At 60.9% G+C, this 23,496-nt stretch carries 24 protein-coding genes; 8 read left to right on the top strand and 16 right to left on the bottom strand.

Translation table 11 applies throughout. The annotated features are described in order from the left end of the window. The first annotated feature begins 121 nt into the window (after window positions 1–121). The 5 genes from BFP92_RS02405 (at window position 122) to BFP92_RS02385 (ending at window position 4,910) form a co-directional block, all read left to right on the top strand. Window positions 122–802, top strand: coding sequence for a response regulator (locus BFP92_RS02405; protein ID WP_017134987.1), 681 nt, complete (start codon window positions 122–124; stop codon window positions 800–802). Next, complete coding sequence (locus tag BFP92_RS02400; protein ID WP_065911500.1) at window positions 802–2,124, top strand: ATP-binding protein; 1,323 nt, start codon at window positions 802–804, stop codon at window positions 2,122–2,124. Before BFP92_RS02405 ends, BFP92_RS02400 begins: the two co-directional genes overlap by 1 nt. A gap of 123 nt (window positions 2,125–2,247) precedes the next feature. Then, window positions 2,248–3,015, top strand: coding sequence for an N-acetylmuramoyl-L-alanine amidase (locus BFP92_RS02395; RefSeq protein ID WP_065911557.1), 768 nt, complete (start codon window positions 2,248–2,250; stop codon window positions 3,013–3,015). A 175-nt stretch (window positions 3,016–3,190) separates the two neighbouring features. Next, entirely contained in the window at window positions 3,191–4,603 is a 1,413-nt protein-coding gene (locus BFP92_RS02390) for an aspartate aminotransferase family protein (RefSeq protein WP_065911498.1), read from the top strand. Window positions 4,604–4,685: 82 nt separating this feature from the next. After that, on the top strand, window positions 4,686–4,910 hold the full coding sequence (locus tag BFP92_RS02385; protein ID WP_028617283.1) for an MbtH family protein: 225 nt from the start codon (window positions 4,686–4,688) through the stop codon (window positions 4,908–4,910). A 76-nt stretch (window positions 4,911–4,986) separates the two neighbouring features. Here BFP92_RS02385 and BFP92_RS02380 read toward each other — a convergent pair whose 3' ends face one another. The 8 genes from BFP92_RS02380 to minC all read right to left on the bottom strand — a co-directional run bounded on the left by BFP92_RS02380 (window position 4,987) and on the right by minC (window position 13,185). Beyond that, window positions 4,987–6,345: an amidohydrolase gene (locus BFP92_RS02380; protein WP_065911496.1), complete on the bottom strand. Its 1,359-nt coding sequence runs from the start codon at window positions 6,343–6,345 to the stop codon at window positions 4,987–4,989. Between the two features lie 16 nt (window positions 6,346–6,361). Beyond that, complete coding sequence (locus BFP92_RS02375; protein WP_065911494.1) at window positions 6,362–8,527, bottom strand: mechanosensitive ion channel family protein; 2,166 nt, start codon at window positions 8,525–8,527, stop codon at window positions 6,362–6,364. Window positions 8,528–8,599: 72 nt separating this feature from the next. Continuing rightward, a complete protein-coding gene (locus tag BFP92_RS31645; RefSeq protein WP_163005562.1) occupies window positions 8,600–8,767 on the bottom strand; it encodes a hypothetical protein in 168 nt (55 codons plus the stop codon). Between the two features lie 218 nt (window positions 8,768–8,985). Continuing rightward, on the bottom strand, window positions 8,986–10,275 hold the full coding sequence (locus BFP92_RS02370; protein WP_017137857.1) for a M18 family aminopeptidase: 1,290 nt from the start codon (window positions 10,273–10,275) through the stop codon (window positions 8,986–8,988). A gap of 170 nt (window positions 10,276–10,445) precedes the next feature. Next, the gene (locus tag BFP92_RS02365) at window positions 10,446–11,081 is read right to left on the bottom strand and encodes an RluA family pseudouridine synthase (protein ID WP_056861096.1); all 636 of its coding nucleotides are present in this window, start codon (window positions 11,079–11,081) and stop codon (window positions 10,446–10,448) included. Window positions 11,082–11,176: 95 nt separating this feature from the next. After that, the gene (minE, locus tag BFP92_RS02360; RefSeq protein WP_003175252.1) at window positions 11,177–11,431 is read right to left on the bottom strand and encodes a cell division topological specificity factor MinE; all 255 of its coding nucleotides are present in this window, start codon (window positions 11,429–11,431) and stop codon (window positions 11,177–11,179) included. A 3-nt stretch (window positions 11,432–11,434) separates the two neighbouring features. After that, the gene (gene minD / locus BFP92_RS02355) at window positions 11,435–12,247 is read right to left on the bottom strand and encodes a septum site-determining protein MinD (protein WP_056861097.1); all 813 of its coding nucleotides are present in this window, start codon (window positions 12,245–12,247) and stop codon (window positions 11,435–11,437) included. A gap of 200 nt (window positions 12,248–12,447) precedes the next feature. Further along, window positions 12,448–13,185, bottom strand: a complete 738-nt coding sequence (gene minC, locus BFP92_RS02350; protein WP_017137855.1) for a septum site-determining protein MinC — start codon at window positions 13,183–13,185, stop codon at window positions 12,448–12,450. A gap of 118 nt (window positions 13,186–13,303) precedes the next feature. On the opposite strand from minC, the gene BFP92_RS02345 reads away from it, so the two are divergent. Together BFP92_RS02345 and BFP92_RS02340 are read left to right on the top strand one after the other, a co-directional pair. Next, the gene (locus BFP92_RS02345) at window positions 13,304–14,239 is read left to right on the top strand and encodes a lipid A biosynthesis lauroyl acyltransferase (protein ID WP_065911492.1); all 936 of its coding nucleotides are present in this window, start codon (window positions 13,304–13,306) and stop codon (window positions 14,237–14,239) included. Between the two features lie 29 nt (window positions 14,240–14,268). Continuing rightward, entirely contained in the window at window positions 14,269–15,399 is a 1,131-nt protein-coding gene (locus BFP92_RS02340; RefSeq protein WP_056861100.1) for a patatin-like phospholipase family protein, read from the top strand. 109 nt (window positions 15,400–15,508) lie between these two features. On the opposite strand, the gene BFP92_RS02335 is transcribed toward BFP92_RS02340, so the two are convergent. The 8 genes from BFP92_RS02335 to puuE form a co-directional block, all read right to left on the bottom strand. Further along, the gene (locus BFP92_RS02335) at window positions 15,509–16,294 is read right to left on the bottom strand and encodes an outer membrane protein OmpK (RefSeq protein WP_017137852.1); all 786 of its coding nucleotides are present in this window, start codon (window positions 16,292–16,294) and stop codon (window positions 15,509–15,511) included. Between the two features lie 23 nt (window positions 16,295–16,317). Further along, window positions 16,318–16,686 (bottom strand): hypothetical protein, encoded by a 369-nt coding sequence (locus tag BFP92_RS30995; RefSeq protein WP_139114023.1) that lies wholly within the window; start codon window positions 16,684–16,686, stop codon window positions 16,318–16,320. Between the two features lie 53 nt (window positions 16,687–16,739). Further along, on the bottom strand, window positions 16,740–18,086 hold the full coding sequence (locus BFP92_RS02330; RefSeq protein ID WP_065911491.1) for a nucleobase:cation symporter-2 family protein: 1,347 nt from the start codon (window positions 18,084–18,086) through the stop codon (window positions 16,740–16,742). A 195-nt stretch (window positions 18,087–18,281) separates the two neighbouring features. Beyond that, window positions 18,282–19,580 carry a urate hydroxylase PuuD gene (locus tag BFP92_RS02325; protein ID WP_017137850.1) on the bottom strand — a complete coding sequence of 433 codons (1,299 nt, stop codon included), beginning with the start codon at window positions 19,578–19,580 and terminating at the stop codon, window positions 18,282–18,284. A gap of 51 nt (window positions 19,581–19,631) precedes the next feature. Beyond that, window positions 19,632–20,135: an ureidoglycolate lyase gene (locus tag BFP92_RS02320; protein WP_065911489.1), complete on the bottom strand. Its 504-nt coding sequence runs from the start codon at window positions 20,133–20,135 to the stop codon at window positions 19,632–19,634. A gap of 138 nt (window positions 20,136–20,273) precedes the next feature. After that, entirely contained in the window at window positions 20,274–21,269 is a 996-nt protein-coding gene (alc, locus tag BFP92_RS02315; RefSeq protein WP_065911485.1) for an allantoicase, read from the bottom strand. A 41-nt stretch (window positions 21,270–21,310) separates the two neighbouring features. Beyond that, on the bottom strand, window positions 21,311–21,826 hold the full coding sequence (uraD, locus tag BFP92_RS02310; protein ID WP_065911483.1) for a 2-oxo-4-hydroxy-4-carboxy-5-ureidoimidazoline decarboxylase: 516 nt from the start codon (window positions 21,824–21,826) through the stop codon (window positions 21,311–21,313). Further along, window positions 21,823–22,749, bottom strand: coding sequence for an allantoinase PuuE (puuE, locus tag BFP92_RS02305; protein ID WP_065911482.1), 927 nt, complete (start codon window positions 22,747–22,749; stop codon window positions 21,823–21,825). The genes uraD and puuE overlap by 4 nt, the downstream gene beginning before the upstream one ends. 390 nt (window positions 22,750–23,139) lie before the next feature. On the opposite strand from puuE, the gene uraH reads away from it, so the two are divergent. Continuing rightward, window positions 23,140–23,493 carry a hydroxyisourate hydrolase gene (gene uraH / locus BFP92_RS02300; RefSeq protein WP_065911480.1) on the top strand — a complete coding sequence of 118 codons (354 nt, stop codon included), beginning with the start codon at window positions 23,140–23,142 and terminating at the stop codon, window positions 23,491–23,493. Window positions 23,494–23,496: the final 3 nt, after the last annotated feature.

Raw genomic sequence — 23,496 nt, 5'->3', positions numbered from 1 at the left:
GTGTTGATTAACCGATGATTAACCGGGCGCTATTCTAAACTGAGCCTGTCGGTTTTCACGGCATAATCGGCGCTTAATCCGCCCGACCTTTAATTCCCCCATCTTTCATGAAGGGTTAACCATGCACGTACTGGTCTGTGAAGACGACGAACTGATCGCCAGCGGCATTGTGGCCGGGCTTGGCGCCCAGGGTTTTACCGTCGAGCGCGTGGCCTCGGCCGCCGCCGCACGCGCGATGCTCAAGGCCGCCACGTTCGACATCATGGTGCTCGACCTGGGCTTGCCCGATGAAGACGGCCTCAAGTTGCTGCAACAACAGCGCAGCCAGGGCCTGGAAATTCCGGTGCTGATCCTCACCGCCCGCGACTCGGTCACCAACCGTGTCGACGGCCTGCAAGCCGGTGCCGACGACTACCTGCTCAAGCCCTTCGACCTGCGTGAACTTGCCGCACGCCTGCAAACGTTGCTGCGTCGGGTGGCGGGGCGTCGGGTCAACCTGATCGAACATGGCCAACTGGCCTACGACCCCAGCAGCCGCGAAACCTTCCTGGCCGGCCAGCCGGTCGACCTGTCACGTCGCGAGCAAGCCTTGTTGCAGGCGCTGTTGCATAACAAGGGCCGCGTGCTGTCCAGCGAGCAACTCAAAGACAGCGTCTACGGCTTCAACGACGAACTGGAAAGCAACGCCCTCAACGTGCACATCCATCACCTGCGGCGCAAATTGGGTAACGGCATCGTCGAAACCGTGCGCGGCCTGGGTTATCGCCTGGGCACGGCGGATGGGGGAGAGGACGCGTCGTGATGAGTTTGCGCCTGCGCCTGACGTTCAAGTTGGGCGCTGCTTTTGTGTTGATCTGGGTCCTGGCAGCTGCCTGGATGCTCAACGATCTGCGCAACCAGATGATGTTTTCCCTCGACCAGCGCCTGGTGGCATCGGCGCGCATGGTGGCCGGGCTGACCGAGCAGATGCCCGGCCTGGCCAGTGTGAGCGGCGCGCCTACGCATTTGCGCACTGAACAACTCAACGTGCCAGGCGGCATGGCCTGCCAGGTCAGCTCCCTGCGCGGGGAAATCCTGGCGCGCAGCCACATGACCCCGGATGAAGGTTTGGAGTCGCGCAAAAGCGGCTTTCGCGACCAGATGATTGACGGTGTGGGCTGGCGCAGCTTCACCTTGTCCCGTGGCGACCTGCTGATCACCACCGCCGACCGCCAGGTGGAGCGTGAGGCGCTGAACCTGTCGATCCTGCTGGCGGCCTCGGTGCCGGTGGGCGTGGCCCTGCTGGGTTGCCTGTGCCTGTTGTGGCTGGGCATCGGCCAAAGTCTGCTGCCCCTTAACCGCATGCGTGATGCCCTGATGCGCCGCAGTGCCGATTCCCTCGAACCGCTGCAGATTCACCCGCTGCCCAGCGAATTGAAACCGCTGCTCGACACCCAGAACCAACTGTTGCAGCGCATCGCCAAGACCATTGAGCGCGAGCGCCGCCTGACCGGCGATGCCGCCCACGAACTGCGCAGCCCGCTGACGGCGATCAAGACCCACCTGCAAGTGGCCCGCATGACCGACGGCGCGGCCCGGGACCAGTCCCTGGCCCACGCCGAAGAGGGCGCCGACCGCTTGCATCGCACCCTGGAGCAGTTACTGCTGCTGGCGCGGGTCGAGGGCAGTCTGTCGTTTGACGATGGCTTGCAGTCAAGCGCCGAACAAGTGGCGCGGCTGGCGATTCAGGATGCCAATGCGGGTGATAACCGCCGTATCGACCTGATCCTGGCGGAAAACCTCACACAATCCCCGGTGGAGATGCCGGTGGCGCTGGCGGTAGCGGCCCTGCGTAACCTGTTGGATAACGCGTTGCGCCATACGCCGGGCGACACTCGCGTTGAGCTGAGCGTGTTCACCAGCGCCGACACCGTGGTGTTTCGCGTGCGCGACCATGGCAAGCAGATTTCTGCCGAAGACCTGCAATACCTCACCCAACGTTTCTGGCGCAATGGCAGCAGCGAGGGCTGTGGCTTGGGCCTGGCGATCGTGCAAGCCATTGTGCAGCGCTGCTCCTGCTCGCTGAAATTCGACAGTCAACCGGACGGCCTGCGGGTCGACTTGGGCATGCCGCTGCGGCGTTGAATACTTTTCTTCAAACCTTAAATAGTTACCGCCAGCCTGAAAACCATCCCTTCAGGATGGCGGTAATTTTTTTGCGTTTGAACGGGCTGAATGACTCGGCCTGTATTGAAAAGGATGGTTCTTGTGTTAGTGATCGACAGCAGTTTCCCCGCCCAGGATTTTAATCAACGCAACGGCGAACCCGTGCGGCAGATCATCCTGCATTACACCGCAGCGCCCTTTGCAACGTCTTTACGCACGCTGACCCGAGGGGGCGTCAGTGCGCACTATTTGCTCCCTGATCCTGATGAACCCAGCTACCACGCTGCCGGTTATGACGAGCTGCGGGTGTTTCGCCTGGTGGACGAAGATAAGCGTGCCTGGCATGCCGGGGTTAGCCATTGGGGTGGGCGTGATCACCTCAACAGCCGTGCTATTGGCATCGAGATTGTCAATCTGGCGCGGGACGATGGTGGAGTGTTTACCTTTCCCGAGTATGGCCGTGAGCAGGTTGCTACGTTGATCGCGTTGGTTCGCGACATTCTTGAGCGTTACCCGCAAGTGGGGCCTATGGATGTGCTCGGGCATTCGGATGTGGCGTATTGGCGCAAGAGTGATCCGGGGCCTCGGTTGCCCTGGCGGTGCTTGTTCGAGGCCGGGATCGGCGCCTGGTTTGATGAGGCAACACGGGCGATGTACCAGCGGCGGTTTTGCCTGGGGTTGCCGCCGGAGGTGGAGGTTGAGCGGGCGTTTCAGCGGTTCGGGTATAAGCCGGCCTGGAATCGCCAAGCGTTTGAATGGCGGACGCGGGCGTTTCAGATGCACTTTCGGCCGCGCGATTATGGCGGAGTGCTGGATGGGGAGACGTGTGCGATTTTGTATGCGTTGAATGAGCGCTACCGGGGGATTTGATCGTTCCCACGCTCAGCGTGGGAATGCCGCCCCGGACGCTCTGCGTCCCGCTTTCGATCAAAAACCATAACAAGCCTAAATCCCCCCTGAGCTGGTGCGTCTCCAGAACATGAAATCCGCACCTACGCGGATCGCCCGTTTGGTCACCCCTACCCGCGTATTGAGGGATCGAGAGATGTCAGTCGCTACCAGCCGTATCGAAGACGCACCGGTGCATGCAGGCGCAGCACCGGTGGAAACGCTCTACCACTTCGAAGAAACCCCGCTGCTGGCCCGCCAGCGCCTGCAGGAATCCAACGCCCGCAGCTATCCTCGGCGTATCCCGCTGGCGCTCAAGCGGGCCAAGGGCATCTACGTGGAAGACGTTGAAGGCCGTAGCTTCATCGACTGCCTGGCCGGTGCTGGCACCCTGGCATTGGGCCACAACCACCCGGTGGTGATCGAAGCCATCCGGCAGGTGCTGAGCGACGAGCTGCCACTGCACACGCTCGACCTCACTACGCCAGTCAAAGACCAATTCGTCCAGGATCTGTTTGGCCTGTTGCCGGCAACGCTTGCACAGGAAGCGAAAATCCAGTTTTGCGGCCCCACCGGCACTGATGCGGTGGAAGCCGCGTTGAAGCTGGTGCGCACCGCCACCGGTCGCAGCACGGTGTTGTCGTTCCAGGGCGGTTATCACGGCATGAGTCAGGGCGCGCTGAGCCTGATGGGCAGCCTGGGGCCGAAAAAGCCCTTGGGCGCTCTGCTGGGTAATGGCGTGCAATTTTTGCCGTACCCCTATGACTACCGCTGCCCATTCGGCCTGGGCGGCGCGGAAGGCGTGCGGGTCAACCTGCATTACCTGGAAAACCTGCTCAACGACCCGGAAGCCGGTGTGCTCTTGCCGGCGGCGGTGATTGTCGAGGTGGTGCAGGGCGAGGGCGGTGTGATCCCGGCCGATCTCGATTGGTTGCGCGGCCTGCGCCGCATCACCGAGCAGGCCGGAGTGGCCTTGATCGTCGATGAAATCCAGAGTGGTTTCGGTCGTACCGGCAAGATGTTTGCCTTTGAACATGCGGGCATCATCCCGGACGTGGTGGTGATGTCCAAGGCCATCGGCGGCAGCTTGCCGCTGGCGGTGGTGGTGTATCGCGACTGGCTCGACACCTGGCTGCCGGGCGCCCATGCCGGGACTTTTCGGGGTAACCAGATGGCGATGGCGGCAGGCTCGGCGGTGATGCGCTACCTCAAGGAACACGACCTGGCCGGCCACGCGGCAGCCATGGGCGAGCGCCTGGCTGAGCACCTGCGCATCCTGCAACGCGACTTCCCGCACCTGGGCGATATTCGTGGGCGCGGGCTGATGCTGGGTGTTGAGCTGGTTGACCCCGACGGCACGCCCGATACCCAGGGCCACCCGCCGGTGCATCGCCAACTGGCGCCGCGGGTGCAGCGCGAATGCCTCAAGCGTGGCTTGATCCTGGAGCTGGGCGGCCGGCACGGCAGCGTGGTGCGCTTCCTGCCGCCACTGGTGATTACTGCCGCTGAAGTCGACCGCGTGGCCGAGATCTTCGGGCGCGCGCTGACGGCAGCGGTCGCCAGCGTCTAATTTTTAGCGGGCCTGGTACGTTTCTACAGATATCAGTGCTGCGCGTGGTGCGCAGCCGGCTTTTCAGCGATGGAGAACAGCAATGACCTCAGTATTTGACCGCGACGACATCCTGTTTCAGGTAGTGGTCAACCACGAAGAACAGTATTCCATCTGGCCCGACTACAAGGCTGTGCCCGAAGGCTGGCGCACCGTGGGCAAGAGCGGGATGAAGAAAGAGTGCCTGGCTTATATCGAAGAAGTCTGGACTGACATGCGCCCGCTGAGCCTGCGCCAGAAGATGGATGGCGCTGCGCTGGCCGGCTGACACACCCCAGAGCAACTGTGGGAGATTCTATGGTTGAGGGTTGCCTCTCAGCCAGAGAATCTCCCACAGAAAAGCCTTACTGCGGTGTGTTGGTATACAGGTAATCCGTCGCCAACGACGCCAGCGTCCGCACCCCCACCACCAACGCCGACTCATCCACGAAGAACCCCGGATTATGGTTCGGCGCCGCTTTGCTCATGTCCTGATCCCTCGGCGTCACCCCCAGAAACACAAACAGCCCCGGCGCTTCCTTGGCGTAGAACGAGAAGTCCTCGGCGCCGCCCACCAGTGGGCCTTGCACCACATCATCCTTGGCCGCCCAACGCAGGCTTGGCAGCATTTTTTCGGTGAGTGCCGGGTTGTTGATGGTCGGGTCGTATTTTTCGATGATCGTGACCTCGGCCTTGGCACCACCGCTTTCGGCGATTTTCTCCACGGTCTGGCGCACGTCCGCGTGCAGCTTCTGGCGAATGCCGTAGTCGTAGGAGCGGAGGGTGCCGCTCATGTCTACCGACTCGGGGATAATGTTGTAGCGGGTGCCGCCATTGATGGTGCCGATGCTCACCACCGACGGAAATGACGAGATGTCGGTGCGCCGACTCACCACGGTTTGCAAACCGACAATGGTCTGCGCGCCGACGGTGATCGGGTCGATGCCGTCCCACGGGCGGCCGGCGTGGGTCTGTTTGCCGAGGATCTTGATGCGCAGGTCATCGGAGCTGGCCAGGGTCGGGCCAGGGCGATAGGCGATCTGCCCGGCAGGCACACCAGCCCAGACATGCAGGCCGAACACCGCGTCCGGTTTGGGCGCCTTCATCACGCCTTCCTGCACCATCATTTTCGCACCCCAGGTGTTTTTGCCATCGGGGATAAAGTCGCTCGGGCCTTCTTCGGCCGGCTGGAAATAAAACACCACGGTGCCGGGCAGGCGCTCGCGCATGCCGGTGAGGATTTTCGCTGTGCTTAGCAGGATCGCCGTGTGGGCGTCGTGGCCGCAGGCGTGCATCACGTCGACTTCCTTGCCCAGGTAGGTGCCTTTGGCTTTGGAGGCGAAGGGCAGGTCGGCGACTTCCTTGACCGGCAGCGCATCCATGTCGGCACGCAGGGCCACGGTCGGGCCGGGTAGCGCACCTTTCAAAATGGCGACGACGCCGGTGCGGGCCACGCCGGTTTTGACTTCAAGGCCCAGGTCGCGCAGTTGTTTGGCGACCAGTTCAGCGGTGCGGGTTTCGGTATTGCCCAGCTCGGGGTGGGCGTGGATATCGCGGCGGGTTTCCAGTAACGCCGGTTCGAGGATTTTGGCTTGGGTGGCGATTGCTTCCCGGGCACTCTCCAGGTCATTGCCCTGGCCATTGCTGGCCGCAATCACCGCGCTGCTGGCGAGCCCGCAGAGCATGCCGAAAACCCATGGGTGTGTCAGACCGTTCAAACGCATACAGACCTCTCCTTGTTTATTGTTGTTGATCTTTCTCCTGCACCGTACCGGCGGTCACCACCTGCACGCTCAGGCGCGGTGTCGCCAGGTCCAGCCCGGCTTCATCCAGCTGGCGCTTGAGTGACAGGTTGAACGCCCGTGACACTTCCCACTGCTTGATCGGCGCGGTCTTGAAGCGCGCCCGCAGGATCGCGCTGCCGGACTCAAAGCTTTCCACGCCCTGAATCTCCAGCGGCGACCAGATGTTGCGGCGTTGCAGTGGGTCGTTGCGCATTTTCTGGCCAACATCACGCATCAGTTTGATGGCGTCGTCGATTTCCATGTTGAAGGGGATCGCCACCCGGAAGATCGCGTAGCCGAACTCCCGCGAGTAGTTCTTGATGCTCTTGATTTCGCTGAACGGGATGGTGTGCACGATGCCGTCGATGTCGCGCAGGCGCACGGTGCGGATGGTCAGGCCTTCGACGGTGCCGAGGTGGCCGCCGACATCCACGTAGTCATCAATCGCCAGGGAGTCTTCGATGATGATGAACAGGCCGGTGATCAAGTCGGCGACCAGCGACTGTGCGCCGAAACCGATGGCGATACCGATCACACCGGCACCGGCCAGCAGCGGCGTGACGTTCATGCCCATGTTCGCCAGGGCGACGATGGCGGCGATGATAAAAATGGTCACGAACAGCACGTTGCGGATCAGCGGCATCATGGTCTGCGCACGTGCATTGGCCAGGCCTTTGCGCGAGCGGGTGAGGGCATGGTGGATCGCGGTGTCGCTGAGGATCCAGATCAGCCAGGCAAACAGCAGCGTGCCGCCCAGGCCGAACAGCTTGACGCTGACTTCATGGCCGTCACCTTCGGTGAAGCGAATCATCGACAGGCCCCACACGCGCAGGCCCAGCTCGATGAATACCAGCCACACCACCAGATGGGCCAGGGTATAGACGAAGCTTTTCAGGCGGTCGGAGTACAGCGCGTGGCGTTTGTGCCCGCGTTGCGGTTTGAGCGCATGGCGGCGCACCAGCCCGTTGATCACCATGCACAACACCAGCAACACCGTGCACAGCAGCGATTGGCGCAGTGCGGTGCTGGTGTCGCCGGCCGACAGGAAGGTGGCGAACAGCGAGATACCCACCAGCAACAGCGCCGGGATGTACCAGAAGGAGCCGATAATCGAGAGCGTGTCGGTGAGGGCGCGGCGTGTAAGGCGGCGCGACAGCGGCTGGTTGCGGATCAGATGCGCAATCGGGCGGCGGAAGCGCAGGATAAACACGCCGGTGGACAGCGCGGCCATCACATTGGCGACGGTCGCGGCGGTGTGGGCCAGATGCTGGCCAAGCGCCGCAACCAGCCTTGGGTCGCTCAAGGCTTCACCGAAGGCGGCAAAACTGCCGATCCACCACAGCGGGCGAAAGGCCTGATGACGCAGGATATACAGCGCCCGGTGGCGGTGCGGGCCATCGAGCACCGAGAAGGCAATCACGCAGATGGCCGAGAAACAGGTGCCGACCACCAGCGCATAGGCCAGCACCATCGCCAGGGACTTGCCCAGGGACGAAGGCAGCGCGTAGCTGAGGTAAACGGTGATGATCAACGCAATCATCCATGGCCCTAATTTACGCAGGGCGAAACGCACCATGTCCCAGGTGCGCGGGTGTTGCGGCAGTTCTTCGGGCAGGCCGAAACGCTCGCGTACGCGGTGGCTGAGCCAGATCAGCGCGGCGGCGAGCAGGCTCCACACTGCCAGGATCACGGCAAAACCGAAAATGATCGGCAGCCATTCGGTGGCCGGCAGCATCAACGCCGTGAGTTCATCCTTGGCCAGGTCGACCTCGTTGGACCAGCGCCCCAGCGGGCTGTCGGCCCCGGAAAACTGGGATTCAAGCCCGGCCAGGGTGCTGCCGATCAGGCCGAGCACGCCTTGTTCGGTCGCGGGCTGGGCTTTTCGCGTGGCTTCGCGCAGCTTCTTCAGGTCGCTCAGCAGCTGGGTGCGCTGCTGGTCGTTTTCCAGGGTCTTGATCACCTCGTCCAGCGACTGGCCCAGCGGCACATCGGCCTGGGGCTGGGTCTTGTTGGTGCTGCCCAGCAGGCCGGGCAGGCTCACGGCGTGTGCCGGCGCAAGGGGCAGCAGCGTGAGCAGGGCGATCAGAAAATAGCAGGGCAGGGCAAACAGACGGGAAAGCACGAGGCAGTCAACCTTGAAAACGACGAATTGACCGAGTGTACGAGGCCGCTATGCCCAATGCGAGTGCATTTGTTATTCCGCGAGTTTGGCGAGGATCTTGTAAACCACCGTGCCGAGAATCAACAGCATGCCGATCCACATGCCAAACACACCCACGGGCTTGTCGCGAAAGTTGAAGCCGGTCGCGAGCAGGATCATGCCGATGATGATGGGAATGAGCATGGCGTGGAATGAAGACATGGAGATCATGGGGCGACGGCCTTGTCGGAGTGGGAATACTGACAAGTCTAGGTCGGATTGTGGAAAGTTGGAGTGATATGGGTCAGGTTTATACATAACCAACTGTGGGAGCGGGCTTGCTCGCGAATGCGGTGTGCCAGTTACAGATGAATTGACTGACACTTCGCTTTCGCGAGCAAGCCCGCTCCCACAGTTTTGACCGCATTCAGCCCCTGATGTCAGGGCAAATCGCGACTCGCATAAAACGCGCCCAGCACCTTCACCAGGTGCGCCAGATCATGGCTGCCACACAGCTCGCGAATCGAGTGCATGGCAAACGTCGGCAAGCCGATATCCACGGTGCGCACGCCCAGGTGGCTGGCGGTGATCGGGCCGATGGTCGAGCCGCAGCCCATGTCGCTGCGCACCACAAAGCTTTGCACCGGCACTTCCTGGGCCATGCACAGATGGCGGAAGAACCCGGCGGTTTCGCTGTTGGTGGCGTAGCGCTGGTTGCTGTTGACCTTGATCACCGGGCCGGCGTTGAGTTTCGGGCCATGGTTGGCGTCATGCTTCTCGGCGTAGTTGGGGTGCACGCCGTGGGCATTGTCTGCCGACACCAACAGAGATTTCTGAATGGTGCGTACGAATTCCTCACCTTCCGGTAGAAGACGGCGCAGGGTCTGTTCCAGCATCGGGCCATCGGCACCGCAGGCCGAGCAGGAGCCGACTTCTTCGTGGTCGTTGCACACCAGCACGCAGGTTTCGTCGTTTTCGCTGGTGAGCAAGGCTTGCAGGCCGGCGTAGCACGACAACAGGTTGTCCAGGCGCGCGCCGGCGATGAAGTCGCCATTGAGGCCGATCACCGCAGCACTTTGTGTGTCGTAGAAACTCAGCTCGTAGTCGAGCACCACATCGGCGTTCAGGCCGTGTTCGCGGGCGAGTTGCTCAGTGAGCACGGCGCGGAAGTCCACCCGCTCGTCACCGGCAAACTGCGCAAGGATCGGCGGCAGCTCGGTCTGGGCATTGATCGCCCAACCCTGGTTGGCTTCACGGTTCAGGTGAATGGCCAGGTTGGGGATGATGGCAATCGGCAACTTGAAGTCGATCAGTTGGCTCTCGACCTTGCCGTCGCGGCGGAAGGTCACGCGGCCGGCCAGCGACAGGTCGCGGTCAAACCACGGTGCCAGCAGCGCGCCGCCGTAGACTTCCACACCCAGCTGCCAGAAGCCCTGACGTTGCAGCTCCGGCTGGGGCTTGACCCGCAGGCACGGGCTGTCGGTGTGGGCGCCGACCATGCGGATGCCGTCTTGCAGCGGCGAATGCTTACCGAGCTTGAAGGCGATGATCGAGGAGTCGTTACGGGTGACGTAATAGCGCCCGTTGGCCTCGGTGGCCCAGGTTTCGCGCTCGTCGAGACGCTGGTAACCGGCCGCTTCCAGGCGCTGGGCCAGGGCTGCAGTGGCATGAAAAGGAGTAGGGGAGGCCTTGAGGAAGTCGATCAGGCCTTGATTCAACGCTTCGCGCATAAATAGCTCCAGACAGCAATGCGCGGAGTTTACCGTTCGGTGGCGAGAACTGCACATAACAAATGTGGGAGCGGGCTTGCTCGCGAATGCGGTGTGTCAGTCACTGAATGTGTATCTGATACACCGCATTCGCGAGCAAGCCCGCTCCCACATTTAATGCATTGCCAACTTTAGAAGGGGGCGGGGCACTCAAAGCGCAACCGCTCGCCGCTTTGCGGGTGCGTAAAGCTCAACATGCTTGCATGCAGGCACAGGCGTGGCCAGGCGGCCAGGGCTTGTTCATGGGCGTACAAACCATCACCGAGCAGCGGATGGCCGATCGACAACATGTGCACCCGCAACTGGTGCGAACGCCCGGTGATCGGTGTGAGCTCCACGCGGCACCAGTCGCCACAACGCTCCAGCACCTTCCAGAAGGTCAGCGCATGCTTGCCGAACTCATGGTCGACCACGTGGCGGGGCTTGGTCGGCGGGTCGTAGCGCAAGGGCAGGTCGATGCTGCCGCTGTCCAGTTCCGGCTGGCCCCAGGCCAGGGCGGTGTAGGCCTTTTCGGTTTCGCGGTCGTGAAACTGACGCGACAGTTCGCGGTGACTGTCGGCGTCGCGCGCGAGCAGGATGATCCCTGAGGTTTCCCAGTCCAGGCGATGCACGATACGGGCTTCGGGGTAGCCGTTTTCCTGCAGACGGGTGATCAGGCAGTCTTTGTTGTCATCGGCGCGGCCAGGCACCGAGAGCAGCAGGGTCGGCTTGTTCACCACCAGGACGGCGGCGTCCTGATGCAGGATATGAATAGTGGACAGCGGCATTAAACAGCCTCGTAACAAACGCCAACGGCGGCTCGTCCACCCGGTTCCCGAATGGGATCAAGGTGATCGAGCCGCCGTGGCGGCCGCCTGTTCGATTAACGATCAGGCAGGGTGATATTGAGTTCCAGAATCGAGCAGCTGCCGTCGTTTTCCAGGGCGACATGCACGTCATCGTTGCCGATATTGACGTACTTGCGGATCACCTCGACCAGTTCCTTCTGCAAGGCTGGCAGGTAGTCCGGGGTACTGCGTTGGCCGCGTTCGTGCGCCACGATGATCTGTAGACGCTCTTTCGCTACCGACGCGGTACTTGGCTTTTTGTTGGCGCGAAAGAAGTCGAGAAATTTCATTGTTTAGTTGCCTCCAAAGATACGCTCGAAGAATCCCTTCTTCTTAACATCGAGGAAGCGATGTTCCACGGTCTTGCCCAGCAAGCGATCAACTGCATCGCTGTACGCCTGGCCGGCGTCGCTCTGGTCGTCGAGAATCACCGGAACACCTTGGTTGGAAGCCTTGAGGACCGCCTGGGATTCCGGAATCACGCCCAGCAGGGTCACTGCGAGGATTTCCTTCACGTCTTCAACACCGAGCATTTCGCCGTTGCTGACGCGCTCAGGGTTGTAGCGGGTGAGCAGCAAGTGCTCCTTGATCGGGTCTTGATTTTTTTCGGCGCGCTGGGACTTGCTGGCCAACAGGCCGAGCATGCGGTCCGAGTCACGTACCGAGGAGACTTCCGGGTTGGTGACGACGATGGCTTCATCGGCGAAGTACATCGCCAGGTGAGCACCGGTCTCGATACCGGCCGGGGAGTCGCACACCACGTATTCGAAGGTTTCTTTCAGTTCGGCGAGGACTTTGCCTACGCCTTCTTTGGTCAGCGCGTCTTTGTCGCGGGTCTGGCTGGCGGCCAGCACGTACAGGTTCTCAAGGCGCTTGTCCTTGATCAGGGCCTGTTGCAGGTTGGCTTCGCCGTTCACCACGTTGACGAAGTCGTACACCACGCGGCGTTCGCAGCCCATGATCAGGTCGAGGTTACGCAAACCGACGTCGAAGTCGACGATGACTGTTTTATGGCCGCGCAGAGCGAGGCCGGTACCGATAGCGGCGCTGGTGGTGGTCTTACCCACACCACCCTTGCCGGATGTAACCACGAGAATCTTGGCCAAGGTGTTTCACCCCTAAGGAAAAAGGACTTTTCAGCCCCTGAAAAACATCTCTTGGAACTCGCTGCAGGCGGACAGCCTTTGTAGGAAAAAGATGTGGTTTCCACGGGGAAACGCCAACTTCCAATAATTCCTACACAAGTCTTGCCGGTTTCGCTTTGCTATCAGAGTCTAGAGATGCTTGGAAAATGCGGCAGTATCCGTTAAAGACGGATGATGTTCAACACATCGCCCGACAGGCTGACCTGCACCCCGGCCCCCCACAGCGGATCACGGCGCAAATCTTCTGAAACCTTGTACTGGCCTGCGATGGACACTAGCTCAGCGCTCAACTGCTGGCAAAAAATCCGCGCCTTGGTATCGCCCTTGATGCCGGCGAGGGCACGTCCGCGCATGGGGCCGTATACATGGATGTTGCCATCGGCCAGAAGTTCCGCCCCGGGGCTTACCGAGGAGATCACCACCAAGTCGCCACCCTGGGCGTAAATCTGCTGGCCGCCGCGTACGGGGGAGGTGATGATCTTTGTAGGCTTGACCGCAGGTTCCGGTGGTTTTTCCGGTTTTTTCTTCACTTCACCTTCCAGCGGTTCGAGCGGGCGCTCGCGGGCACCGGAAGGTGGCAATACGGGCAGTTCAATAGCGATGGCCGCGGCAATGTCTTCGATGCGGCTGGCACGAATCGCCAGGGTGCGCAATCCATGGGAGCGGCAGACGCGCATCAGGCCGGGCAAATCAATCGCGCCCTGACCGGCCGGGAGTTTGTCCAGGGCCAGGACCAGCGGGGCATTGTTGAAGAAGTTCGGCGCCAGGGCGACCTTGGCGGCGAGCTGGCGGTCCAGGGCGTCGAGGTCGTTGCGGGCCAGTTCCAGCACGGTAATGGCGAGCATGCTGCCTTTCAGCTGGAACACGGGATCTTGGTCTAGCGGTTCGGTTTGGCTCATGGTCGGCAAAAGCGGCTTGTCACGAAAAGTGTCGAGACTTATAACGAGAACATCCGCGGGCCGCAAGCCGAGTCGAACGTTGTAGAATGCGCGGCCCTTGTCTTTACCGGAATCTGTAATGGATCGCCCGCGTTTTCGAGCTGTATTTTTTCACCCGCGCTTTTGGCTGTTATGGCTGGGACTCGGCCTGTTGTGGCTGATGACCCTGTTGCCCTACCGTGCATTGCTGACCATTGGTCGATTACTTGGCGCCGGCATGTACCGCGTGGCCGCTGATCGCCGCCGCATCGCCGCGCGCAACCTCGAGCTGTGCTTCCCGGAAAAATCCGCCAAGGAACGTAAACGGCTGCTCAAGGAAAACTTCGCGTCCACCGGCATCGCTTTCTTCGAGATGGCCATGAGCTGGTGGTGGCCCAAGTCGCGCCTGGCGCGCCTGGCCCATGTCGAAGGGCTTGAGCATTTGAAGCAGGCGCATCTGGATGGCAAGGGTGTGATCCTGATGGCCTTGCACTTCACCACCCTGGAAATCGGCGCGGCCCTGCTCGGGCAGAAGCACACCATCGATGGCATGTACCGCGAGCACGGCAACCCGCTGTTCGACTTTATCCAGCGCCGTGGCCGTGAGCGGCATAACCTCGATTCCCTGGCGGTAGAGCGCGACGACGTGCGCGGCATGCTCAAGCTGCTGCGTTCGGGCCGCGCCATCTGGTATGCGCCGGATCAGGACTACGGCGCCAAGCAAAGTATTTTCGTACCGCTGTTCGGCATCCAGGCCGCTACCGTGACTGCCACCAGCAAGTTTGCGCGGCTGGGCAAGGCGCTGGTGATGCCGTTCACCCAGGAGCGCCTGGCCGATGGCAGCGGTTACCGCCTGGTGATCCACCCGCCGTTGAGCGACTTCCCCGGTGAGAGCGACGAGGTTGACTGCCTGCGCATCAACCAGTGGGTCGAAGCCTCGGTGCGCGAATGCCCCGAGCAGTACCTGTGGACGCATCGGCGTTTCAAGAGCCGACCGCCCGGCGAGGCTAAGCTGTACGAACCGCGCCGCCGGTAACCGCTACTTTTCTTCCAGGGAGTGACGCAATGCGCCCAGCTGAACCGGTCACAGGCTTGATTCTTTCCGGTGGCGGGGCGCGAGCGGCGTATCAGGTGGGCGTACTGGCGGCGATTGCCGAGTTGCTGCCGCCGGGGGCGCCGAATCCTTTTCCGGTGATTGTCGGCACCTCGGCCGGCGCGATCAACGCGGTGAGCCTGGCCAGTGGCGCCACGGATTTCACGGCGGCCATCCAACGCCTTACCGCGTTCTGGCAGGGCTTTCGCAGCCATCTGGTATTGCGCAGCGATTGGCCGGGCGTGGTGCACCAGGCCAGCCGTTTTTTTATCCATAGCCTGTTGGGCCTGGGTGCCCAGGTGCCGGTGGCGTTGCTCAACAGTACGCCGTTGCGCGACTTGCTCAACGACAAACTGCACCTGCACGGCATTGATGAGGCGATCCGCAACAAGCATCTGCATGCGGTCGCGGTCACGGCCTTTGGTTATGAGTCCGGGCAAGCGGTGACCTTCTATCAGGGCGGCGGCAAGATCGATGCCTGGCTGCGTCATCGGCGCATCGGTGTGCCGACCCAACTGACGGTTGAGCACTTGCTGGCCAGCTCTGCGATCCCCTTGCTGTTTGCGCCGGTCAAGCTCGATCAGGAATATTTCGGTGACGGTGCCGTGCGCCAATCCGCGCCCATCAGCCCGGCCCTGCACTTGGGGGCCAGCCGGGTGCTGGTGGTGGGCGTGAGCGGCAACCCGCGGGGCAATGAACCTTCGATGCAGCGTACCTACACCGGCCAGGAGCCGACCTTGGCGCAGATTGGTGGGCATATGCTCAACAGCACGTTCATTGACAGCCTGGAAAGCGATATCGAACTGTTGGAGCGTCTGAACCAATTCAGCCATGTTGCACCTGGGCTGGCGCCGGTAGAGGTGTTGGTGATTGCACCCAGCCAGCCGATCGATGAAATCGCAGCGCGGCATCGGCAGGAGTTGCCGGCGGCGTTGCGTTTGTTTTTGCGCGGTCCGGGGGCGACCAAGACCAGTGGCGCGGGGGTGTTGAGTTACTTGCTGTTCGAGGCGGGGTATTGCAGCGAGTTGATTGAACTGGGCAGGAAAGACGCGCTGGCCAAGCGCGAGGAATTGTCCAAATTCCTTGGGCTGACGGTGAACTAAATGCGGGAGCGGGCTTGCTCGCGAATGCGGTGGATCAGTCAGCAGATTCAGTGACTGACACACCGCATTCGCGAGCAAGCCCGCTCCCACATTTGATTTTCACTAATGCTTAGAAGTGATACTTGACCAGGAAGCTCGCCGTGTCCTGGTTAGTCTTGAACGCGCCGGAATCTTCGATCCCGTACTTGTTCTTCCAGTAGTCATATTCGAAGCCGACATACAGCTGCTTCTCGCCCCAATGCAGCGCCTTGCCCAGGTCGTATTTGACCTGTGGGTTGAAGTGCAGGTTGGCGTGGTAAGTGCCACGGGCGTTCCTGTCGTTGTCCACCACCCAGTCCATAAAGCCGTCGATCAGCACGTTGGAGTTGCCCACGGGAATGGTGTACGACCACACCGGGGTGATCTGCCACACGCCATCACCCGGGCGATTGCCTTCGGTCTGGCGCTGGTAGAAGTTCAACTGGAAGTAGTCGAAGCCAGGGATGTTCAAGTCAAAGCCCGGGCCCAGCAGGTACGACTCGTTATCGCCTTCGCCGAACTCGTAAGTGAAGGCCAGCAGCACATCTTTGATCGGGCCGAATGAGAGGTCTTTGTCAAAGATCTTGCCGAACGACAAGCGCGGGCTGAACTCGCCGTAGTAAGTACTTGGGCCGACGTTGCCGTCTTCCTTGCCGTTGTAAAAGATGCGGTCGACGAACAGGAAGTTGTCGCCGTACTTCCACGCATCGGCGTGCTCGAAGGTGACGGTTTGCTGGATCTGCGGGTTGACGGTGAAGTTTTTGCCCCACAGGTACGTCAGGCTGTTGTTCTGCCACTGCAACAAGTCGCCTGCCACAGCTTGGCCGCCGGCCAGCAGGGATCCTGCCAGCATCAGGCCTTTGAACATAGGTTTCATTCGGTTGCTCCCGAGTCAAAGTTTTATGGTTGTTTTTCTACGCAGGCGCTCTGGTGTGGCGCCTTTTGGTTCGCTGCAAAAATCGTCTGTTTGGTCAGCTTTAGTGCTTTTAGCAAGAGCTGCGCCAAGGTGTTTAAAAAGCCAATAAAAGGCCTTCGGCTGCACTTGATGCAGTCGAATCCGGTGGTTTTTTCTGCACGTTGGCCGCAGACATTGGGCCAGGATAAGTTGGCCCTGCAGTCAGCTTTTACATTCGCTGTTTTTTTTTGAGTCGATTCGAGCGGGCGCGGAGAATACTGGCTCCCAGGCCTTGGCTCAAGTGCGCTGTTAGAGAGCGCAGGGGGCGAGAATGGGGCGCGGCTTGTGGCCGGCCCCAGGTGAATGGGGTGCATGTGGGTATTTCCTGTTGGTTATTATTTTTGTTGTTTTTTGCTAACAGGCCAAATCAATGCGTGTGGGCGACGGCGGGGCGTTCCGAACCGCCGAGGATGTTGAACAGGATGTTCAGCGACAAGGCGCTGAGGGTGGCCATGGCGATTCCGCTGTGGGTAATCGGGCTCATCCACAGGGGCAACTGCGCGAAGAACTCCGGGCGCACCACCGGGATCAGGCCCATGCCGATGCTCACCGCCACCAGCAACTGGTTGCGGCGGTCGGCAATGTCGGCCTCCTGCAGGATCTTGATGCCGGTCGCTGCGACCATGCCGAACATGGCAATGGCGGCGCCGCCCAATACTGCCGGTGGAATCGACGCCACCAGAAGCGCGGCTTTGGGCAGCAGGCTCAGCACAATCAGGAACGCTCCGGCCATGATCGTCACCGAGCGGCAACGCACGCCGGTCATCTGCACCAGGCCGATATTCTGGGCGAACGAGGAGTGGGTAAAGGTGTTGAAGAAACCGGCGAAGAATGAGGCGCCGGCGTCACACAGCAAGCCACGGCGCAGCATCTTTGGCGTGACTGCCTGGCCGGTGATTTTGCCCAGCGCCAGGAACATCCCGGTGGACTCGACGAAGATGATCACCACCACCAGGCACATCGACAGGATCGGCGCCAACTCGAACTTGGGCATGCCGAAATGCAGTGGCGTCACCACCTGCACCCACGGCGCCTGGGCCAGGCCGCCGAGGTCGACCATGCCAAGCAGGCCGCACAAGCCATAGCCGAGCGCCATGCCGATCAGCACCGAGATATTCACCCAGAAGCCGCGCATGAAACGGTTGATCAGCAAGATGGTCGCCAGTACCAGTGCGGCTATCGCCAGGTAAACCGGCGAGCCAAACGTTGCAGCAGCGCTGCCGCCACCGGCCCAGTTCACGGCCACGGGGAACAGCGACAGGCCGATGGCAGTGATCACGGTGCCGGTTACCAACGGCGGGAAAAACCGCACAACCTTGGACATGAACGGCGCGATCAGCATGCCGAAAAAACCGGCAGCGATGGTCGCGCCGAAGATGCCCTGCAGGCCGATACCCGGCATGCCGGCCATGGCCACCATGCTGCCGACGGCGGCGAAACTGGCGCCCATCATCACCGGCATGCGAATGCCCACCGGGCCGATGCCGAATGACTGCACCACGGTGGCGATACCCGCCACGAGCAGGTCGGCGTTGATCAGAAAGGCGATTTCTTCACGGCTAAGCCCTGCGGCCTGGCCAATGATCAGGGGTACGGCGACGGCGCCGCCGTACATCAGCAAGACGTGTTGCAGGCCTACCAGAATCAGTTGCAAGAGGGGCAGCCGCACCATGGCGGGTGCGGCGGGAATCTGCGGTTCGACTAACTCGGTCATGCAACACCTCGGATCCTTTTATTGTTGTGTTGTTCGGCATTCAATTGCCATTTGAAACGGTATATCTCAAACACTGCATATCCCCTGTGGGAGCGGGCTTGCTCGCGAATACGGTGTGTCATTCAGCACTTCAGGTGACTGAACCACCGCATTCGCGAGCAAGCCCGCTCCCACATTCAGATCTACAGCAGGCTGTCAGTTGGTGCGCGCCCCCTGGTTGATCCAGGTGCCGATCAAATCGCGCTCCTGCTGGGTCATCTGGGTGATGTTGCCCAGCGGCATGATCTGGCTGGCCACGGCCTGCGCTTGAATGCGCGCCGCCTGCTGCTGGATCTGCGCCGGGGTATCGAACATCACGCCGGCTGGGGCGGTGCTGAACAGCGGGCTGGTGGGCTTGGCCGAGTGGCACACGGCGCAGCGTTCCTGGATCACGCCATGCACCTTGTCGAAATCAATCGTCGCCTGGGCCGGTGCCGCAGCAGGTTCTGCAGCGGGTGCGGCTGGCGCGGCAGGTTTCAAACCACCGCCCAATGCGGTTTCCGGCAAGGGTTGGTATTCGATGGCCGCGGGCGCCTTGGCCACATCCGGGGCAGTCGAAACCGGTTTGGGACCGGTTACATACGCCAGGCAAATCATCGCCAACGCGCCCACCGGCAAGGTCCACGCATACTTCTGGCTGTTATGCCGCGTGTTGAAGTAGTGACGCACCAACACCGCCGCCACCGCGATCCCGGCCAGGATCAGCCAGTTGTATTGGCTGCCGTAGGTGCTCGGGAAGTGGTTGCTGATCATGATGAACAGCACCGGCAAGGTGAAGTAGTTGTTGTGGCGCGAACGCAGCAAGCCTTTGGCCGGCAGCGCCGGGTCAGGTGTGCGGTTCTCGGCGATGGCCGCCACCAATGCGCGCTGGGCGGGCATGATGATGCGGAACACGTTGCCGACCATGATGGTGCCGATCACCGCGCCCACGTGCAGGTAGGCGCCACGGCCGCTGAACACCTTGCTGAAGCCGTAGGCCGCTGCAATCAGCAGCACAAACAGGATAAAGCCGAGCAGGGCAGGGCGTTTGCCCAGTGCCGAGTCGCACAGGAAGGAGTAGATGAACCAGCCGACGAACAGTGAGCCAATGCCTAGCAACACGCCTTCGGGACCGCTGAGGCTGCTGCCCGGGGCCAGCAGGTACAAGGTCGGGTTGGCGTAGAACACTACGCACAGCAGCGCGATGCCCGACATCCAGGTGAAATAGGCTTCCCATTTGAACCAGTGCAGGTTGTCCGGCATGGTCGGCGGGGCCAGTTTGTATTTTTCCAGGTGGTAGATACCGCCACCGTGGATCGCCCATAAGTCACCGGCCAGGCCGTCCTTTGGGTTGACGCGATTAAGGTTGTTTTCCAGCCAGACAAAATAGAAGGAAGCGCCGATCCACGCGACGCCAGTGATCATGTGAACCCAGCGCACGCTAAGGTTCAGCCATTCCATCAAATGTGCTTCCACAGTCTTTACCTCTCGCCTGTCACCCTTGTTGTCGGGTGATCAAGCCTTCTCTTATTGGTGGGGGGCGAGGATCAACCGCTCATCCTCTTTGAAAAAATGCTCATCGCAGTTATTGCCTGTGCCGCTGCGATCAACCACCAGGAAGTCATCCCGCTTTTCGATCGTCAGCACCGGGTGGTGCCAGACGCCGCGATGGTAATTAATGCCCTGCCTGCCGTTGGTGACGAAGGCGCGGACCAAGCCCGATACAGGTTCATCGCCAAGTGGCGCGACCACGATCAGAAAGGGGTTGCCGAGCAACGGAATGAAAGCCTGGCTGCCCAGCGGGTGTCTCTCCAGCATGCACACGGTCAGCGGCATGTCCTGCGCGTCGGCGCGGAAGATGCTGATGATCGCGTTGTCTTCAGGCTGGGCGGTGTCTACCGTGGCCAGCTTGTGAAAGCGCATGGTCGACCCGTTGTTGATCATGAAGTGGTCGCTGCCATCGGTTTCGATAACGTCTCCGAAAGGGGCGAAGGCTTCTTTGGTCAGAGGTTCGATCACGAGTGTGCGCATGGCTGTCTTCTTATCCGAATTCTGTGGATCGTTCCCACGCTCTGCGTGGGAACGCCGCCCCGGACGCTCTGCGTCCGCTCTTGTGACGCAGAGCGTCACGGTAAGCATTCCCACGCGGAGCGTGGGAACGATCGGGTGTTACTTCGAAACCTTGCCCAGCACCCGCAGGCGGCTCACACCCCCATCCGGGAACACATTCAGGCGGATGTGGGTGATCGGGCCGAGTGCCTTGATCTGCTCGGCAAACGTATGTTCAGCGTGCATTTCCAGTTTCTGCGCAGGCAGCAGTTCGCGCCAGAACAGCGATTGGGTTTCGATCTGGCTGTCGGTGCCGCCCTTTACGAAGGCGCCCTGGATCGAGCAAGTGTCCGGGTAGTTGCCCTTGAAGTGCAGGGTGTCGACCACGATTTTCTCGATTTCGCCGGGGTGGCCCAATGCAACGATCACCCAGTCATTGCCTGGCGTGCGACGACGGGCGGTTTCCCAGCCGTCGCCCATGTTGATGCCACGGCCTGGGTTGAGGATGTTGCTCATGCGGCCGAAGTGTTCATCGGAGCACGCCAGCGCACGACCGCCGTTAAGCGCAGCAGCCAGGTCGACCTGTTCGTTGTCGCCCACCGAGGACCAGTCGCGGAACGGCACGCCGTACACGCGCAGACGCGCCACGCCGCCATCCGGGTAGATGTTGAAACGCAGGTGGCTGAAGGCCTGGTCGTTGTTGATCTCGTGGTAGTGGTGGCTGTTGCCTTGCAGCTCCACCGCCGACAGCACTTCCACCCACTGGGTGTCGGCGTCCGGCTCGCCCGAGGCCAGGAAGCAGGCTTCCAGAGAGGCCGATGGCGGGAAGTTGCCGGTGAAGAATGAAGTGTCGATGTCCACGCCCTTGATCGAGCCGGGTACGCCGAGGCGGATCACTGCGCTGTCGTAGCCTTCGAAGCGCTTGCGGCGTGACTCCCAGCCGTCCATCCACTTGCCGTTGTCATCGAAAACGCCCTCCTTCCACACGGCCGGGGTCGGCTGGAACAGGCGGTTGGCGTCAGCGAACCAGTCATCGGTCACCGAGAGGATCTTGGTGCCCAGGCGGGCGTCGGCCAGGTTGACGAACTTTTCGAAAGGTACGGGTTGCGCTTTCATTCTTCTTGTCTGCCTTGAATAGAGTGGCTGGGGATGGTCGTTTAGAGGGTCAGTAAACGGAACAACGCGATCTTGTTGATCTCGGCCAGCGCGCATTTGAACTCGGCGTCTGCCGAGTTGTGAATGCGCGTTTCAAACGCGGCGAGGATCTGGTGCCGGTTGCTGCCTTTTACCGCCATGATGAAGGGAAACTTGAACTTGGCCTTGTAGGCGTCGTTCAGCTCGGTGAAGCGCGAGAACTCTTCGGCCGTGCATTGGTGAATCCCCGCGCCAGCTTGCTCATCAGTGCTGGCTTGGGTGAGTTGGCCCTGGACGGCCGCACGGCCTGCCAAGTCCGGGTGAGCATTGATCAGCGCCAGTTGGCGGGCATGATCGGCGCTCAACAAAATATCGCTCATGCGCTGGTGCAGGGTTTCGATCTGGTCGATCGAGCTGTCCTGGCCCAGGTCGAAGGCCTTTTCGGCCACCCATGGCGAGTGTTCGTAGATGTCGGCAAAGGCGTTGACGAATGCGTCGCGGCTTAAGGTCGACGGTTTCAGGGTCTGGAACGCAGTCATTTCGCCGCTCCCGTGTACGGGTGGGTTTCGTGCCAGTGCCGGGCAATATCGACGCGGCGGGTGAACCACACCTGTTCGTGACCTTTGGCGTATTCGATAAAACGCTTCAACGACGCCAGGCGCGCAGGGCGGCCGATCAGGCGGCAGTGCAGGCCGATGGAAAGCATCTTCGGTGCTTCGGCGCCTTCGGCGTACAGCACGTCAAACGCGTCCTTGAGGTACTCGAAAAAGTCATCGCCCTTGTTGAAGCCCTGCACCTGGGTGAAGCGCATGTCGTTGGTGTCCAGGGTGTAAGGGATCACCAGGTGCGGCTTGCCGGTGGGGTTGTTGGGTTCCCAGTAGGGCAGGTCGTCGTCATAGGTGTCGCAGTCATAGAGGAAACCGCCTTCCTCCATCACCAGTCGACGGGTGTTGGGGCCCGTGCGGCCGGTGTACCAGCCCAATGGACGCTCGCCGGTCAGTTCGGTGAGGATGCGGATGGCTTCGAGCATATGCTCGCGTTCCTGGGCCTCGTCCATGTACTGGTAGTCGATCCAGCGGTAGCCGTGGCTGCAGATCTCGTGGCCGGCCTCGACCATCGCGCGGATCACATCCGGGTGGCGTTGGGCGGCCATGGCCACGGCGAAGATGGTCAGCGGGATATCGAATTCTTTAAACAGCTTGAGGATGCGCCACACACCGGCACGGCTGCCGTATTCGTACAGCGACTCCATGCTCATGTTGCGTGCGCCTTGCAGCGGCTGGGCCGAGACCATTTCCGAGAGGAAGGCTTCGGACTCTTTGTCACCGTGCAAAATGTTGCGCTCACCGCCTTCTTCGTAGTTGAGTACGAACGACAGCGCAATGCGTGCCTTGCCCGGCCAGTGGGGGTGAGGAGGGTTACTGCCGTAACCGATCAGGTCGCGTGGGTAGTCAGCGCTCACTGCAGTCTTCCTTCTTGTTCGTGGTAGCAAGTGTGTGTGGCGGCCGGGCAGTGAAAAGACTGGGTGGCGTCACAGCGATGAGTGATTGTATACAACTTATCGGCCACTTTGTAAGCCTGCATTTCTGCATTTTTTCTGCAGTACTCGGTTAAAAGGGTGTAGCAAGAAACTTGCCTGGTTGGTCAGCTAATGGACAAAAGGTCGTTTAAAAGCAAGGTTTACTTGCCAATTGCTCCGTCGAGCAACGCCGACAGGGTGATCCAAAACTTTGTGATTTTTATTGTGTACAATTTTTTTAAAAAGTGTCTTAATCAGCCATCGCCAGCTTTTTTGATGCCCTGAAAAAGTGCAGGTTTATCTTCTACTGACTTAAGGAGGCGCGTAGACGCCATGGGACGTTTGACCACACACGTTTTGGACGCCGCACACGGCTGCCCCGGCAGCCATATTCAGGTCGAGCTGTATCGCGTTAACGGCGCGCAGCTGGAACGGGTGGCCACCGCAACCACCAACAGCGACGGCCGCTGCGATGCGCCGCTGCTGCAAGGCGACGACTACCGCAGCGGTGTGTACCAACTGCAATTCAGCGCCGGCGACTACTACCGCGCCCGTGGCGTGCAATTGCCGGAGCCGGCCTTCCTCGACGTGGTGGTGCTGCGTTTCGGCATCAGCGCCGAACAGGACCACTACCATGTGCCTTTACTGATTTCGCCTTACAGCTACTCCACCTATCGCGGTAGCTGAGTC

This window comes from Pseudomonas sp. 58 R 3, from assembly GCF_900006605.1.
GTDB lineage: Bacteria > Pseudomonadota > Gammaproteobacteria > Pseudomonadales > Pseudomonadaceae > Aquipseudomonas > Aquipseudomonas salomonii.
Note: the sequence above shows the minus strand (reverse complement) of the source record. Positions and strands in the feature narration are given on the sequence as shown.